This is a genomic window from Kribbella sp. NPDC020701, from assembly GCF_055562215.1.
The window spans coordinates 42,003-54,420 of sequence record NZ_JBVHFT010000013.1 but is presented as its reverse complement, the minus strand read 5'-3'; the positions used below and the strand labels follow the sequence as shown (position 1 = coordinate 54,420).

Genomic DNA, 12,418 nt, shown 5'->3' with positions numbered 1-12,418 from the left:
GCCTATCGGTGCAGGTCAGCGGGACTGTAATCCGCCATCAGTCGCTTGGGCGCGCGGAACGACAGGAGGTCGATCATCGGGGGCTCTTCCACCAGGCGTACGGCGCTCAGCAGGCCGGCCGCACACTCGAGCGCGACCCGAGCCTCCAACCGAGCCAGCCCGGCGCCGAGACACCGGTGAATCCCCACCCCGAACGCAAGATCCGCCGGGCCTCCATGGCCTGACAATCCGAGAAGAACCGGCGCGTTGGCGGGCAGCTCGACGTCGCCGATCACCGCGGCTTCGGCCGTGACCCGCCGCCAGGTAGGTACGGAAGACGCTTCCCGCAGAACGTCCTCAACCACCTGGACTGGCTCGAAACTGGTGCCCAGCGTGCGGTGGAAGGCTGTGGAGATGAGTTGGGTGGTGGTTTCCTGACCGGCGATCAGGAGGAAGTAGCCGACCGCGCAGACCTCTTCATCGGTGAGCCCCAGGCCGACCAGCACGCCGAACAGGTCGTCCCCGGGTGCTCGGCGGGCGGCCGTCGTACGCGATCTGAGCCACGCATAGAACTCGGCCGCACTGTGTGCGAGCTCGAGCTGCCGGTCCTCGTCCGGCCGCCCCCAGAACAGTTCCAGCGACTCCAGACTCCACGCCTTCAACGCCGGTACGTCGACCTCCGACAACCCCAGCATGTCGAGTACGACGAGCGCCGGTGGCTCGGCCGCGATCGCCTGGACCAGGTCGACCTGCCCGCCGGCGGCGAGGGTCTCCGAAGCACCAGCCACCCGAGCAGACGTCAGCGACCGCGCCAGCGGCTCGACCGCCGCCACCCGCGCCGGACTGAAGAACCGCGCCACCGCCGCACGGATCGGCCGGTGCGACTCCCCCGCGTTGTTCGCCAACGTCGGCGGCAACGCGAACCCCACGCCCGACAGCACCCGCAACGCCTTCACCGACAAGGGCTTGTGCGCCAGTACGGCGTTGTCCGGCCGGAACGTTTCCGGATCCAGCAACACCTCACGCGCGAGCGCCGGATCGTCGACAACCCAGTACCCGAGCTCCTCGTCGTACCGGGCCGGACACCCCGTCATACGAACCAACTGGGCGCTGCGCTCGTGAACGCCTCCCGATCCAACTGCCCAGCGCCGGCCGGAATCCGCCCGATCACCGGCACGCCCGTCACCGCAGGCAGATCCTCGAGGTTGCACTCCTCAGCCAGGTCAGCCTCCGCGGGCCACGAGCCGATGACGAGTCCCTCGAACGGCAGACCACGCGCGCGAAGAGCCTCAACCGTCAGCCCGGTGTGGTTCAGCGTGCCGAGGCCCGCGCGCGTCACCAGAACGAACGCGAAGGGCGTAGTGAGGCAAGCGGCGAGGTCGGCGATGTCGTTGCCCTCAGCATCCAACCCGACCAGCAGACCGCCCGCACCTTCGACCAGCACGGTGTCGTAGCTGCCGGCCAGATCGTCGATGAACTTGGCGTGCTCCGCAACCGACGGCAGCGGAACCCCTTCCCGCCGAGCCGCAGTGGTCGGCGCAAGCGGATCCCGCAACCGAATGCCTTCATGCAGTTCGGTGAGGCCTGTCAGCCGCTCGATGTCGGCCAGGTCGCCAGGTTCGTCGGCCAGAACACCAGTCTGAGCAGGCTTCACAACAGCAACTGCCCCACCCCGGACCGCGAGGGCGGCGGTGGTGATGGTTTTGCCTACGCCGGTGTCGGTGCCGGTGATGAGGATGATCATGAGACCTGGCCGATCGCGTCCACGATCACAGCGCAGGCTCGGTCCAGGTCGGCGTCGGACAGGCCGGCGTTCGCGGTCAACCTCAAGCGGGAGATGCCATCGGGAACGGACGGCGGTCGGAAGCTACCAACACGCACGCCGGCGGACAAGCAAAAGTTTGCGGCCTGAACGGTCTCCCGAGGACCCGGCATGGGGACGGAAACGACAGGGCCGGCGGCAGGCGGGACGCCGCAGGCGGTGGCCAGGCGGAAAGCTGCGGCGTGGATCGCATCGGGCCGACTGGGCTCCGCCTGAAGAACCTGGAGAGCAGCTAACGCGGCGGCACAGGCGGCGGGGTTCAGGCCGGTGTCGTAGATGAACGGCCGGGCGCGGTTGATCAGGTGATCCCGCAGCACCTGAGGGCCGAGGACGACGCCGCCTTGAGAGGCAAGAGCCTTGGACAACGTCATCGTGACGATGACATGGTCCAGACCGGCGAGGCCGGCGGCGTGGATCGAGCCGCGGCCTCCGCCGGTGACGCCGAGACCGTGGGCCTCGTCGACCAGGAGTACGGCGTTGTGCTCGGCGGCCGTGGCGGCGAGGGCAGCCAGCGGAGCCTCGTCACTGAGAACGCTGAAGACGGACTCGGTCAGGACGAGAGCGTGCGGTTCGTTGCGTTCGGCAAGGATCTTGGTGACCGCGTCGACATCGTTGTGGGGAACGACCTCGACCCGCGACCGGGACAACCGGCAGGCATCCACCAACGAGGCGTGGACATGGTCGTCGGAGACCAGCAGCGTGCCCGGCCCGCCGAGTGCCGTGACCACGCCGACGTTGGCGAGGTAGCCGGACGAGAACACCAGCGCCGACTCCTGGCCCACATACGCGGCCAGCGCGGACTCCAGTTCCTCGTGCAGAGTCGTCGTACCGGTCACCAGGCGGGACGCGGTCGAGCCGGTGCCCCACGCGCAGACGGCGTCGGCCGCGGCCTCGATCACGCGAGGGTCCTGCGCCAGACCGAGGTAGTCGTTGCCGGCGAGGTCGATCAGATGTTCGTGAGCCGCGCGCGGCCGGAGCCGGCGGGTCAGGCCGCGGGACTCCAGCGCCGCGGCCTTCGGCGCAAGCCAGTCCTCGAGCATCAGCCGGCCTCCTCGACCGCACCTGTGATCGCCGCCGCGATGGTGGCGATCTCGTCATCGGTGCACACGTACGGCGGCATCGTGTAGACCAGATCGCGGAACGGCCGGACCCACACCCCGCGCCGCAGCGCCGCCTCGGTCATCCGCGGCAGGTCCACCGGCCCACCCAGTTGTACGACGCCGACCGCGCCGAGCACCCGCACATCCTTGACCCCAGGCAACGACGCCGCGGAAGCCAACCCCGCCGACAATCCCGCCGAGATCCGGGCAACCCGCGACGACCAGTCCTGGGACAGCAGCAGCTCGATCGACGCGAGCGCGACCGAGCAGGCCAGCGGGTTCGCCATGAAGGTCGGCCCGTGCATCAGCGCGCCACCCGGCCCATCAGAGACCGCTCGCGCGACGTCCGTCGTACACAGCATCGCGGCCAGCGTCAGATAGCCGCCGGTCAAGGCCTTGCCGACGCAGAGGATGTCCGGGGCGATGCCCGCGTGCTCGGAAGCGAAGAACGTGCCGGTACGGCCGAAGCCGGTCGCAATCTCGTCCAGGATCAGCAGGAATCCGTGCCGGTCGGCTAGCTCCCGCAGTACCCGGAGGCAGGCCGGGCTGTACGGGTACATGCCGCCCGCGCCCTGCAGGATCGGCTCGACGATGATGCCGGCGATTTCGCCCGCATGCCGCTCGGCCAGCTCGGTCACCGCAGCGGCCCAGGCCTGCAGCTCCGGATCGTCGTCCGGCCGGTCGAATCCAGCCGGCGGCTGCGGGCCGAACACCTGCTCCTTCAGGGCTCCGGTGAACAGCGAGTGCATCCCGTTCACCGGGTCGCACACACTCATCGGCGCGAACGTGTCGCCATGGTACCCACCGCGAACCGTCAGCATCCGCGTCCGCCCGTTGTTGCCGCGGGCAACTTGGTACTGGAGCGCCAGCTTGATCGCGACCTCGACCGAGACCGAGCCGGAGTCACAGAAGAACACATGCTGCAGCGGATCCGGTGTGATCTCGACCAGCCGCTCAGCCAGCCGGATGGCCGGTTCGTGCGTCAGCCCGCCGAACATCACGTGACTGAAGTCGTCCACCTGGCTCTTCAGCGCCGCATCCAGCACGGGGTTGCGGTAGCCGTGGATCATGCACCACCAGGACGCCATCGCGTCGATCGCCTCGACCACTCCGCCGGACCCGTCGTCCAGCTGCAGCCGTACGCCGGAAGCACCCCGGACGAGCCGGACCGGCGAGGGCTCGGTCAGCGAGGAGTACGGATGCCAGAGCAGCTCCGAATCCTGCTGTAGCCGTGCATTGACCGACTGTGACACCGCGTCCGCCTCCATCCTGAGGATTCACCACGGTAATCGCTGCTCGATGCCCGCAGCGGCGCGGGTGGTCAGGATGTGGGCGACATCTCCTACAGCTGCGTGCCGGCGGTTGCGATGTGCAACGTCACTGCGTCGGGATGCAGTCGCGGGCGGGCCATCGCCGTCACCGTCTTGGCACCGTCGAGTGATTCGTCCCGGATCCACTGCACCGGCGCCGCAAGTCCGATCCGCCCGACCTGCGAGGCGGTTTCCAGGAAGTGCCGCGACTCCACCACGGTCCACGGGCGGTCCCGCTCCCAGGAGATCGCTTCGGCGGTCCGCGCCGGTTGTTGCCACTGCCCGTCGTCACGCTGGTTGCCGTAGATCAGCTGCCCGTCCGGACGCAGTACGGCGATCCGGTCGGCCCAGTCTCCTTCGTCGACCAGCTCAGCGGCTCGCAGTACGCCGGCGTACCCAGCATCGTGGACGCTCTGCACCGCCAACCGGCCGAAGCCGAAGTTCTCCAGCGCACGCATGTGCCGCTCGAGTACGCCGAACCGGCTGAGCGCCTCGTGCATCGCAAGGATCGCGACCTCGACCTGGAAGCCCGCCTCCTTGAACCGCCGGGCCGACGCGGCGAACCCATCGGGGTCGAGGAACTCGGTCTCGACGATCGCGTCGTACCGCTCCTGGATCACCCAGTCCTCGGCCCGTGCGAGCCAGCGGCGGCCGTCGGCCTCGACGTACTTGCCGGCCGTCGGCAGTACGTCGGTGATGGGTTCGTGGAAGCGTGGATGGTACGGCTGGTAGGCGGTCGCGCTCAGTACGACGGGACGGCCGCGACGATGCAGGACCGCCTTGACCATCGCAGTGATCGTGGCCTTGCCGTCGCCCGGCTGACCACCAACGAACACCACGACGGGCTGCTCCTGAGGGACACCGGCCAGCTGGTCGGGCACGATCCGGTCGCGGAAGATCCGCCCGCTCTCCGCCTCGCCCAGCAGATAGCGGTCGTCCTCGGCCGACTCGGTCCCCCACACCTCGGTCACGCTCGCCCCTGCACCTCGTCGTCCCCGTCCGCCTCGTCGAAGTCGTCTTCGTCGTCGCGCTCGCCGGAGTCATCGTCCTCGTCGTCGATGTCATCCGCGTCGTCGTCATCATCATCGTCGTCCGGGACGCTGAGGAGGTCGTCGGCGTCGGCGCGGATTCGCTTGATCGCGCGAGTATCCGACGGTGTGAGCTCCTGCCCGCGCGCCGCCCAGGCCTGCTGGTCGGCTCGCAAGCCCGCGATCGCATCGGCATCCGGCTCGGCGGCGGACTCCTCCGCCCCGATCAGTTGGGCGTAGTAGCCGATCGCCTGCCGAACACCTTCCTGCGCGGTCTCGTACGCGATCGCCTGCGGCACCGTCCAGGTCGCCGTACCTAGCTCGGCGAGCACGTTGACGTTAACCACGCCTGGACTTTAGCCGACCGTCCGGGTCACGCACACACGGCCTGCACGCCCTGCTGAACAGCAGATGAACCCCAGCCGCAGTTATGTTTCCGATGCTCCGACCGGAAGGGAACCAGGTGCCGGATCGGAGCGTCTGCTCGAACGCAAACCAACGATGATCAGCCGCGAGAGGCGGCTCTCCGGAAGGGTGGATATGGGGCTGTTCGGTAGGTCCAGCAGTGGCGGTAACGACAAGGACAAAGACAAGCCGGAGCCGGCCAAGGGGCACGACAAGAACGCCCGGCCGTCGACGCAGGGCAAGCACGAGCGCGGTGATTCGCGCCGTGGCCGCGACAAGCAGGGCGAGAAGGGTGATGCCCGCCGTCGCGGCAACCCGAACAAGAACGGCAACCCGAAGGGCGGCAAGGGCAAAGGCAAGGGTAAGGGTTGACCGCTGCTCGCCCGCCAGGCCGGGGCGACCGTCGATCGGTTGGCCCCGGCCGGCTCACGTTCTGGCCCTCAGCGGCGAGGTCCGCGCTTCCCCTGCCTGGGGCGGTTGTTGCCACTCGAGCGACGAGGGCGCTGCCCGCCCGATCCTTGTTTCCGGGAAGGCGCCTGCTTGACAGGCCTAGCCTCCAGAGCAGCCTTGACCGCCGCGAACGCGTCTGCGGCACCGCGGACCATCTTCACCCCGGTCAGCTTCGGAATCGCCGACCGCTGGCGACGAGTGTGGACGCGGATGCGCTCGACCACCCGCTCACGGACCTCGGCCAGGTCCGCCTCCCCCAGGCTGTCGACCGGCTTGCCGCGGTCCAGCGCAACGTCGAACCACTCGGTGTACCCGTGCGTGTGGACGACCTGGTTCGGCGACTTCTGACCCAGCCGGCGGTACTGCGCGAGGACGTCGTACCGCTCGTCGAGACCGAGGACCTCGTCCCGCAGCCCGCGGCGGACCTGCTCGTCGTACGTCGCCGCCACCCGGCGATCGATGTCCGCGGCCGGCCGGTCCACCCCGAGCACGACGGGCCGGGCCGCGACCGAGGTACTGGCGCGGTCCGGATCGTTGCCCATGGCATGGGCCAGCGCGTTCACGATCGCGTCGTAGTTGTTGGCGTGGATCTTCCCGGCCGCCTTCGGGTCGAGCCGGCCGAGTACGGCGTACGCGTCCTCGGCCATGCTGCGCGGGAAGTCGCGGCGGATCGCGTTCCGCGCCTCGGCGACCGCGTCGACCTCCCAGCCCTCGAGCAGCGAGCGGACGTAGACGCTCGTACCACCGACGATCATCGGAACTCCGCCGGACGCCCAGCAGGCGTCCATGTGCTGCCGCGCCTCGGCGACGAACGTCTCGAGCTCTAGCTTCCGCACCGGCTCGGTGACGTCGATCATCGTGTGCGGGATGCCGCGCATCTCCTCGGGCGTGGTCTTGCTGGTGCCGATGTCCATGTACCGGTACACCTGGCGCGAGTCGGCCGACACGACCATCGGCTCGAGTCCCAGCTCGTCCCGGATCCGCAGCCCCAGGTCGATCGACACCCCGGTCTTCCCCGCCGAGGTCGGCCCGTAGAGGGCGATCAGCAGGCGGGGCGCGGCGTCGGGCATGGCTCAACCCTAGTCGAGGTCAGACAGCTCACCGTGAACCGAGCATCGGGCCGACCAGCCCATCGGATGCACCTGGACGACCATCCGGCGGCGGCACTCGGCGCAGTACCTAGGTGGTTCTAGCGCCAGGGCCTGGCGGCAGTCCTCGTGACTGCCGTCGGCCAGGTCACGGCCGCAGTGGCCGCAGTACACCTCGGTCACAACGCCCGACCCCACATCACAAGGTCTTCTGCAGTTCTTTGACCGGCATCTTGAGCTCGGCCAGCAGGTCGAGGTCCGCGGTCGCCGGGCGGCCGAGCGTGGTGAGGTAGTTGCCGACGATGACGGCGTTGATCCCGCCGAGCAGGCCCTCGCGGGTCCCCAGGTCGCCCAGGGTCAGCTCACGGCCGCCGGCGTACCGCAGAACCGTGCGAGGCATCGCGAGCCGGAACGCGGCGATGGTCCGCAGCGCGTCCTTGCCGTCCATGATCTCCAGGTCGCCGAACGGCGTACCGGGGCGTGGGTTGAGGAAGTTCAGCGGGACCTCGTGCGGGCCGAGCTCGGCCAGCTGCGACGCCAGCTCGGCGCGCTGCTCCAGGGACTCCCCCATGCCGACCAGACCGCCGCAGCACAGCTCCATCCCGGACTCGCGCACCATCAGGCAGGTGTCCCAGCGCTCGTCGAAGGAGTGCGTGGTGACGACGTCACCGAAGTACGAGCGCGCCGACTCGAGGTTGTGGTTGTAGCGGTGCACGCCCATCGCCTTGAGCTCGTCCACCTGCTCCTGGGTGAGCATGCCGAGCGAGCAGGCGATGTTGATGTCGACCTCGGCGTTGATCGCCTCGATGCCGGCCTTCACCTGGGACATCAGCCGCTGGTCCGGGCCGCGGACGGCGGCGACGATGCAGAACTCGGTCGCACCGGTCTTCGCGGTCTCCTTCGCCGCCTCGACCAGCTCGGGGATGTTCAGCCAGACCGACCGCACCGGCGAGGTGAACTGACCGGACTGGGAGCAGAAGTGGCAGTCCTCCGGGCAGCCGCCGGTCTTGAGCGAGATGATCCCCTCGACCTCGACCTCCTCGCCGCACCACTTGACCCGGACCTCGTGAGCCAGCGCGAGCAGCTCGGGCAATTGCTCGTCGGGTGACCGGAGAACCTCGACCAGCTGTTCCTGGCTCAGGCCGACGCCCTGTTCCAGAACCTGCTCACGTGCCACGTCCAGGATGTCGCTCATGGTTCTCCTGCCTGATCGAACGGTCGGCTCACAGTAGGACAGCCGGGTACGTCGTCTCTGCGGCGGGCGTCACGTGGAACACCTGGGGGCGACCTGCTTCAGCAACGCTCCGCACATCCCGGAGAAAAGTCTTTGGATTTTCTCCGGAACCTCGTAACCCCCTGTAGATGGGCTCGTTGATGTGTACAGAGGCGGTTACCGCAAGGAAGACCGCCACCCGGTTACTAGGAGCGACGAATAGCTGATCATTACGAACAGCACGCAGAGTGGTCACAACCGCTCGGTAAGGGTCGAAACTCCGGGAATCGGATGTAAGGTAGTGACCAAGAGCTCGGGTCGCCAGCTATGGTTGGTGACCCGATCCCAAAGCGCCGGGCGCCTCACCCCGGCTTGAGTGGGTCCCTCGGGAAACGATTTGGGCGGAAACGTTCCCGAGGGACCTGCTCCCTTTTCCAGGTCTTTGCAAACCTCAGCCCCCACCGGCGCTGAGGTTTTTTCATTTCCCCTCCAGACCATTCCCCCCACGCCCCGCGCCCGGCAACCGGCGATCTGCGGGGGGATTGCACCCTTTGTCGGGGCCTTGAACAGGCAATGACCTGTTCACGGTCACCAGATCCTGTTCAAGGCACCGAGAAATGTCGTGATGGTGTTACGGGTTCGTCACAGACTGTTTCGGGGTGATGGGGATGATCGGGAGGCGGAGGGCTCCCGGGGCGTCGGCTGGGACGACGGGGTGACCGGGCTTCACGGGCTGAACCCGTTGGTACGGCGATCCCACGGCTGGGCGGGTGTCGCTCTCGCCCTTGTTCGGCCAGAACGAGAGAGCGCGTTCGGCCTGGGCGGTGATCGTCAGCGACGGGTTGACGCCGAGGTTCGCCGAGATCGTGGACCCGTCGACGATGTGCAGGCCGTCGTACCCGTAGACCCGGTGGTAGGGGTCGACCACGCCGGTCTCGGATGAGTCGCCGATCGCGCAGCCGCCGATGAAGTGTGCCGTCATCGGCACGTTGAACGGCTCCCCGATGGTCCCTCCCGGAGTCCCGTTCATCAGCTTGGCCATCCGCCGGACCACCTGGTTCGCGACCGGGATCCACGACGGGTTCGGTGCCCCATGGCCCTGCTTCGAAGTCAGCTTCCAGCGACCGAGCCGATCCCGCTTGCCAAAGGTCGTGATCGAGTTGTCCGCGGTCTGCATGACCAGTGCGATCACGGTCCGCTCGGACCAGTGCTTCAGGTCGTACAGCCGGCGGATGTTCTTGCGCTGCACGCCGAGCTCACGCAACCAGGTCCGCCACCGCGGTTTGTCCCCGTCGCCGTCGGTCAGCACGGTCTGGAGCAGCGACATCACGTTGCTGCCCTTGCCGTACCGGACCGGCTCGATGTGGGTGATGTCGTCCGGGTGGAACGACGAGGTGATCGCGACCCCACGGCTGTAGTCGATGTCGCGGTCCCGCGAGATCGCCCCCAGCAACGACTCCGAGTTGGTCCGGGTCAGCACACCGAGCCGGTCCGACAGCCGGGGCAGCTTGCCCTCGTCCCGGAGCCTGTGCAGGAGTTTCGCCGTACCCAAGGCCGAAGCAGCGAACACGACCTGGCCGGCGGTGAACCGGCGGGTGCTCTTGCGATTCGACGTACGCCGGGTGTCCACGGCGTACCCGCCGTCCGGCAAGGGCTCGACCGACGTCACCGTGGTCATCGAGTAGACCTCGGCGCCGGCCTTCTCCGCCAGGTAGAGGTAGTTCTTGGTCAGCGTGTTCTTCGCGTTGTGCCGGCAACCGGTCATGCACTCGCCGCAGTCGATACACCCGGTACGCCGAGGGCCCGCGCCGCCGAAGTACGGGTCGTCGACCTCGACACCCGGCTCACCGAAGAAGACGCCGACCGGGGTCGGGTGGAACGTCTCCCCCACACCCATGTCGTCGGCGACCTGCTTCATCACCTGGTCGGCCGGCGTGAAGCCCGGGTACGTCGTGACGCCGAGCATCCGCTTGGCCTGGTCGTAGTACGGCGCGAGCTCGTCTTTCCAGTCGGTGATGTGCGCCCACTGGCGATCGGTGTAGAACGCGGGCAGCGGCTCGTAGAGGGTGTTCGCGTAGACCAGGCTGCCGCCGCCGACTCCGGCGCCGGACAGGATGATGACGTCGCGCAGCCCGCTGATCCGCTGGATGCCGTACCAGCCGAGCTTCGGCGCGAAGAGAAACCGCTTGGTGTCCCAGGAGTTCTTCGCGAACCCGGCGTCGTCGAACCGCGCACCGGCTTCGAGGACGGCGACCTTGTAGCCCTTCTCGGTCAGCCGTAGCGCACTGACACTGCCACCGAACCCGGACCCGACGATCACCACGTCGTAGTCGAAGCTCATGGACGACCCAACTTCTTCAGGATTCGCAAGGCGCCGGTCATCAGCTCGGCGTACGTCTCGTCGGACAGGCCGTGCGAGGCCGCGATCGGCAGCACGCGCTGGGTGGCGACGGTCTGTGGATCGACGTACCGCCGGATCCCCTCGGCGCCCTGCCGGCGGCCGAGGCCGGACGAGCGCATCCCACCCATCGGGGTGTCGATCGAGCCGAAGCTCGCGGCGTACCCCTCGTTCACGTTGACCGAGCCCGCCACCAGTTGGGCCCCGACCGCGCGACCGCGCCGGCCGTCCCGGGTCCAGACGCTCGCGTTCAGCCCGTACTCGCCCTCGTTGGCACGCTGGATCGCCTCGGACTCGTCGGAGAACCGGTAGATCGAGACGACCGGTCCGAAGGTCTCGTTGTCGAAGCACTCCATCGCCGGCGTCACCCCGGACAGCACGGTCGGCTCGTAGAACAGCGGACCGATGTCCGGCCGGGCCTTGCCGCCGACGAGCACCGTGGCGCCGTTCGCCCGGGCGTCGTCGACGTGCCGGGTCACGGTCTCCAGCTGCGCCTTCGAGATCAGCGAACCCATGTCCACGTCCCAGCCGGTCCCGGCGGACAGCCGGATCTTCTTCACCCGGTCCACGAACGCCGTGACGAACGCGTCGTACACCTGGTCGGCGACGTAGAGCCGCTCCATCGAGACACACAGCTGCCCGGCGCTGGCGAAGCACGCCCGTACGGCGCCTTCGGCCGCGCGCTGGATGTCCGCGTCCCGCAGGACGAGCATCGGGTTCTTGCCGCCGAGCTCGAGGCTGCAGCCGATCAGCCGCTCACCGGCCTGCTTCGCGACCAGCCGCCCGGTCTTGGTCGAGCCGGTGAAGCAGATGTAGTCGGCGTTCTGGATCAGCTCGCCGCCGACGGTCGGGCCGTCGCCGTTCACCGCCTGCCAGGCGTCGCGGGGCAGGCCCGCTTCGTAGAGCAGCTCGATCGCCCGGAGCGCGGTCAGCGGGGTCTGGCTGTCCGGCTTGTGCACGACCGTGTTGCCGGCCAGCACCGCGGGCAGGCCGTCGGCCATCGCCATGCTGAGCGGGTAGTTCCACGGCGAGATGACGCCGACGACACCCTTCGGCACGAACCGCTGCTCGGCCCGGGTCAGGATCGGGAACATGCCGAGCTTGCGCTGCGGCTCGAGGAACTCGGCGGCCTTGCGGCCGTAGTACCGAGCGGTCAGCGCGACGTGCGCGACCTCCTCGAACGCCTGCTTGCGCGCCTTGCCGGACTCCCGGATGACCAGGTCGACCAGCTCGTGCCGATGGTCCAGGACGAGATCGTGGTAGCGCAGCAGGATCGCGACACGCTCGGCGAGCGGCACCCGGCGCCAGGTCTGCTGGGTCTTGCGGGCCGACCGGACCGCGGCGATCACGTCGTCCGGGCTGGACACCGGCAGGTCCGCGATCGGCTGACCGGTCGCCGGCGCGCACGACGTCCGTGTTCCGGCCGTCGCCCGCAGCAGCCCCGAGAGCCGCCGGATGACCGACTGATCGGTCGCGTACGACGCCGTCGGATCGAGCTCGGGGTCCGCCGGAATCGAGGTCTGCTCACTCATTCACCCAGGCTACCTGCCGGTAATAGCCATGTCAGCAGTCGAACTCGGTCGTGTCAGGACTGAGAGTTCAGGGCAAATCCTGGTTAAGGTGAT

At 68.3% G+C, this 12,418-nt stretch carries 12 protein-coding genes; 1 reads left to right on the top strand and 11 read right to left on the bottom strand.

Going from position 1 to position 12,418, the window contains the following annotated elements:
* Positions 1 to 2 precede the first annotated feature (2 nt).
* From ACZ3HV_RS28510 to ACZ3HV_RS28485, 6 genes are all read right to left on the bottom strand, one after another.
* Entirely contained in the window at positions 3 to 1,073 is a 1,071-nt protein-coding gene (locus ACZ3HV_RS28510) for a cytochrome P450 family protein (RefSeq protein WP_465688450.1), read from the bottom strand.
* Complete coding sequence (gene bioD / locus ACZ3HV_RS28505; RefSeq protein ID WP_465688449.1) at positions 1,070 to 1,723, bottom strand: dethiobiotin synthase; 654 nt, start codon at positions 1,721 to 1,723, stop codon at positions 1,070 to 1,072. The genes ACZ3HV_RS28510 and bioD overlap by 4 nt, the downstream gene beginning before the upstream one ends.
* Positions 1,720 to 2,841, bottom strand: a complete 1,122-nt coding sequence (locus tag ACZ3HV_RS28500) for an 8-amino-7-oxononanoate synthase (protein ID WP_465688448.1) — start codon at positions 2,839 to 2,841, stop codon at positions 1,720 to 1,722. Before ACZ3HV_RS28500 ends, bioD begins: the two co-directional genes overlap by 4 nt.
* A complete protein-coding gene (bioA, locus tag ACZ3HV_RS28495) occupies positions 2,841 to 4,169 on the bottom strand; it encodes an adenosylmethionine--8-amino-7-oxononanoate transaminase (protein ID WP_465688446.1) in 1,329 nt (442 codons plus the stop codon). Before bioA ends, ACZ3HV_RS28500 begins: the two co-directional genes overlap by 1 nt.
* Before the next feature lie 74 nt (positions 4,170 to 4,243).
* Positions 4,244 to 5,182: a zeta toxin family protein gene (locus ACZ3HV_RS28490; RefSeq protein ID WP_465688444.1), complete on the bottom strand. Its 939-nt coding sequence runs from the start codon at positions 5,180 to 5,182 to the stop codon at positions 4,244 to 4,246.
* Complete coding sequence (locus ACZ3HV_RS28485; RefSeq protein WP_465688442.1) at positions 5,179 to 5,586, bottom strand: hypothetical protein; 408 nt, start codon at positions 5,584 to 5,586, stop codon at positions 5,179 to 5,181. Before ACZ3HV_RS28485 ends, ACZ3HV_RS28490 begins: the two co-directional genes overlap by 4 nt.
* Positions 5,587 to 5,779: 193 nt before the next feature.
* Between ACZ3HV_RS28485 and ACZ3HV_RS28480 the strand changes: the two genes are divergently transcribed.
* Positions 5,780 to 6,016: a hypothetical protein gene (locus ACZ3HV_RS28480; RefSeq protein ID WP_360376903.1), complete on the top strand. Its 237-nt coding sequence runs from the start codon at positions 5,780 to 5,782 to the stop codon at positions 6,014 to 6,016.
* 68 nt (positions 6,017 to 6,084) lie between these two features.
* On the opposite strand, the gene ACZ3HV_RS28475 is transcribed toward ACZ3HV_RS28480, so the two are convergent.
* The 5 genes from ACZ3HV_RS28475 to ACZ3HV_RS28455 all read right to left on the bottom strand — a co-directional run bounded on the left by ACZ3HV_RS28475 (position 6,085) and on the right by ACZ3HV_RS28455 (position 12,325).
* Entirely contained in the window at positions 6,085 to 7,164 is a 1,080-nt protein-coding gene (locus ACZ3HV_RS28475; protein ID WP_465688440.1) for a tRNA (adenosine(37)-N6)-dimethylallyltransferase, read from the bottom strand.
* 9 nt (positions 7,165 to 7,173) lie between these two features.
* Positions 7,174 to 7,365 (bottom strand): biotin synthase auxiliary protein BsaP, encoded by a 192-nt coding sequence (gene bsaP / locus ACZ3HV_RS28470; protein ID WP_465688438.1) that lies wholly within the window; start codon positions 7,363 to 7,365, stop codon positions 7,174 to 7,176.
* Between the two features lie 16 nt (positions 7,366 to 7,381).
* Complete coding sequence (gene bioB, locus ACZ3HV_RS28465; RefSeq protein ID WP_465688436.1) at positions 7,382 to 8,377, bottom strand: biotin synthase BioB; 996 nt, start codon at positions 8,375 to 8,377, stop codon at positions 7,382 to 7,384.
* Between the two features lie 649 nt (positions 8,378 to 9,026).
* Positions 9,027 to 10,736, bottom strand: coding sequence for a GMC oxidoreductase (locus tag ACZ3HV_RS28460; RefSeq protein WP_465688434.1), 1,710 nt, complete (start codon positions 10,734 to 10,736; stop codon positions 9,027 to 9,029).
* A complete protein-coding gene (locus ACZ3HV_RS28455) occupies positions 10,733 to 12,325 on the bottom strand; it encodes a succinic semialdehyde dehydrogenase (RefSeq protein WP_465688432.1) in 1,593 nt (530 codons plus the stop codon). The genes ACZ3HV_RS28460 and ACZ3HV_RS28455 overlap by 4 nt, the downstream gene beginning before the upstream one ends.
* Positions 12,326 to 12,418: the final 93 nt, after the last annotated feature.